The organism is Thiolapillus sp. (assembly GCF_048562965.1).
Classification (GTDB): Bacteria; Pseudomonadota; Gammaproteobacteria; order Chromatiales; family Chromatiaceae; genus Thiolapillus; species Thiolapillus brandeum_A.
In genome coordinates this window covers 1-2,459 of sequence record NZ_JBHNMF010000492.1, presented here as the reverse complement: position 1 = coordinate 2,459, position 2,459 = coordinate 1, and the positions used below count along the sequence as shown (strand labels likewise).

6 protein-coding genes are annotated in these 2,459 nt (G+C 54.7%); all 6 read right to left on the bottom strand.

The window, feature by feature from the left end; genetic code table 11:
- On the bottom strand, positions 1–287 hold a 287-nt coding region (locus tag ACOCD2_RS16795), incomplete at its 3' end, for a hypothetical protein (RefSeq protein WP_419625810.1).
- A gap of 40 nt (positions 288–327) precedes the next feature.
- The gene (locus tag ACOCD2_RS16790) at positions 328–819 is read right to left on the bottom strand and encodes a hypothetical protein (protein ID WP_419625809.1); all 492 of its coding nucleotides are present in this window, start codon (positions 817–819) and stop codon (positions 328–330) included.
- A gap of 42 nt (positions 820–861) precedes the next feature.
- Positions 862–1,368, bottom strand: coding sequence for a hypothetical protein (locus ACOCD2_RS16785; protein ID WP_419625808.1), 507 nt, complete (start codon positions 1,366–1,368; stop codon positions 862–864).
- A 42-nt stretch (positions 1,369–1,410) separates the two neighbouring features.
- The gene (locus ACOCD2_RS16780; RefSeq protein WP_419625807.1) at positions 1,411–1,812 is read right to left on the bottom strand and encodes a hypothetical protein; all 402 of its coding nucleotides are present in this window, start codon (positions 1,810–1,812) and stop codon (positions 1,411–1,413) included.
- Entirely contained in the window at positions 1,809–2,012 is a 204-nt protein-coding gene (locus tag ACOCD2_RS16775; RefSeq protein ID WP_419625806.1) for a hypothetical protein, read from the bottom strand. The genes ACOCD2_RS16780 and ACOCD2_RS16775 overlap by 4 nt, the downstream gene beginning before the upstream one ends.
- Positions 2,013–2,056: 44 nt before the next feature.
- Entirely contained in the window at positions 2,057–2,296 is a 240-nt protein-coding gene (locus ACOCD2_RS16770; RefSeq protein WP_419625805.1) for a hypothetical protein, read from the bottom strand.
- Positions 2,297–2,459: the final 163 nt, after the last annotated feature.

Below are 2,459 nucleotides of genomic sequence, written 5' to 3'. Positions count from 1 at the left end.
CCTTTGCGTGCGTTGTCGCGCAGGGTTACCAGTACATCTTTTGCTGCGTCTATCAGCAGCCTGTCACGTCTAGTGCAAAGGATCTCGTATACATCCATCAGACCAAAACCTTTAGCGTAGGCGCGTTGCCGGATCGCATGTGCCAGTTGTTCCAAGTCGTCATCTGATGCGGACGAGGTAACTGCGTTGTATAACCCACGCTGCCAATATTGTACGTAGTACTGCGTCGCGTCGTCCTTAAGAAGATGGACTGTATCAAGCCCGTATTTTTCGAGAATCTCTTTCATATCATTCTCCTAATTTGCAGCCGTCCGTGGCCTGTGGCAGTCAGTCGTCGCGTGCGCTGTCGCGCAGAAATTCCAGGGCATCGCGCATCTGCAAACGATAAGCCCCGCGGCCCTCCTGCTCTAACTCGTGGATCATCGTGTCCGCCTGTCGCTCCAGTTCCTCATCGTCATCATCCGCGGATATATCAATCATGTATTCCAGCCACTGGATCAGTGCATCATCTGTAATGGGAGGCAGGCAACCAGGGCGATAGACCGCCAGCACATCCTGGGGCAGGTCATCGTCTGGATCCCGGCGGAACTCGCCGCTCAGCAAAGCCTTAACTGCCACCTCAGCAGCTTCCAGACTGTCATAGATGCCGTGGGCATAAAGATCCACGTTGTCATACGTACCCAGCCAGCCCCGAGGAGTAAAACCCATGAATTCATACCGGGGTGGCTTCGTAGTGACCTCGAACCGGTTAAAATCGATATGCTCCACGTCACGGGGGTTGGGCCCTATATAATGTTTTTCTACAATGTAATATTTCATGTCATAGTCTCCTAAATTGCAGCCGTCCCTGGCCGGGTGTGGTTAATCCTCCCGTTCTTCGCGCGCACGGTCTAGCCGGAATGCCAGTGCGAATAACATCCGCCCCATAGTCACAGAGTACCCGTCCTCCTCCAGCTCATACCGCAGAGCCACCGCACGCCGTGCCAGACCCCTATTACCGTCGTCCGCTGTAATATGTACTGAGCACTCCAGCCACTGATCCAGTGCATTATCCGACATGGGAGGCAGGCGACCCGGGCGATAAACCGCCAGCACATCGGGGGGCAGGTCATCCACGGGGTCACGGCGGTATCGCTGCCGTAGCAGCGGCCCAGTTTGTAATCTGTATTCCGCAGCCGCCAGGCGGTCATACTGACCTAAAGCAAATCGCGTGACATTGTCAGACGTACTAAGCCAGCCCTCCCAACAAATATAACCGCTTGCGTGCCTGGGCGGCGTGGTCGTGATTTCAAACCTGTTAAAATCCACATGTTCGGCATCGTTGCGGTTAGGGCCGCTATAGGTAAACTCTACAATGTAATATTTCATCTCATTCTCCAGTTTGCGGCCGTCCCTGGCCTGTGGTGGTTGTTATGCTATTGATGTCTCGTACGAATCGCGAACCGTAATACCGCGAACGCTAGCTAAATCCCACTGATCAAAATCAGGGGGCAGGTGGCCGAACTGCGCGGCCCGGTGGGCAACCGTCCACCCCCGGTTGTTTGCAATATCCCACTGATCGAAATCAGGGGGCAGGTGGCCATGCTCTGCGGCAGCATGCGCAACTGAAAAACCGTCAGAATCCGCGATTTTCCACTGATCAAAATCAGGGGGAAGGTGGCCTTTAGCGGCGGCTACGTGGCCAACCGTCCAGCCATCCTCATCCGCCAGATCCCATGCATCAAAATCCGGGGCAAGTTCTCCATTTGCGGCTAAGTGGAAAAGGCCTCTAATATCAATCTCCTGTAAAGCTTGGGTGGGTGTTTGTGTCATATCATAGTCTCCTGTGGTTCTGGCAGGATCACCAGATTATAATAGGGGTTGATCAGGTCCCAGCGGTCAAAATCCGCGGGCAAATGACCGGCGGCATGCGCTATATGCGCAACGGGCCATCCGTTTTGGTCTGTCAGATCCCACTGATTGAAATCAACGGGCAATTCCCCCGTCAGGGCCTGTTCAAAAACACTAGTCATGTCGTTCTCCTGTGTGTGGCCGTCCCTGGCCGGTTGGTGGTTGGTCAGTCTTTGAATGCGCGATCATACGCGGGAGGCCAGGAACGCGGAGAATCAGTCTCCAGGTTAACGCCCTCGCCCTCAGCTACGTACGCGATAGCATGTGCCCATCTGTCACCGCCGCAACGTTCGCGGGTAAGTCGCGCCTTGATGGCCCGCATCGTGGGCAAGCCGGTATGCGGCTCGATGGCGCCGGGCTCTGTGCCCTCGCCTGAGATAATTACTACCCTTGTTAAATTGATCATATAATTCTCCAGTTTGAGGCCGTCCGTGGCCGGTTGGTGGTTAGTCTTTGAAATTGCTGGGAAGAGCTACGCGCATATCCTCATAATCCTGCCGCGTGGCGACGTGGCAATGATCACGCAGCATGTTATCAGTCAGGGATATAGGGCCCTGCAAGTTGCGGTA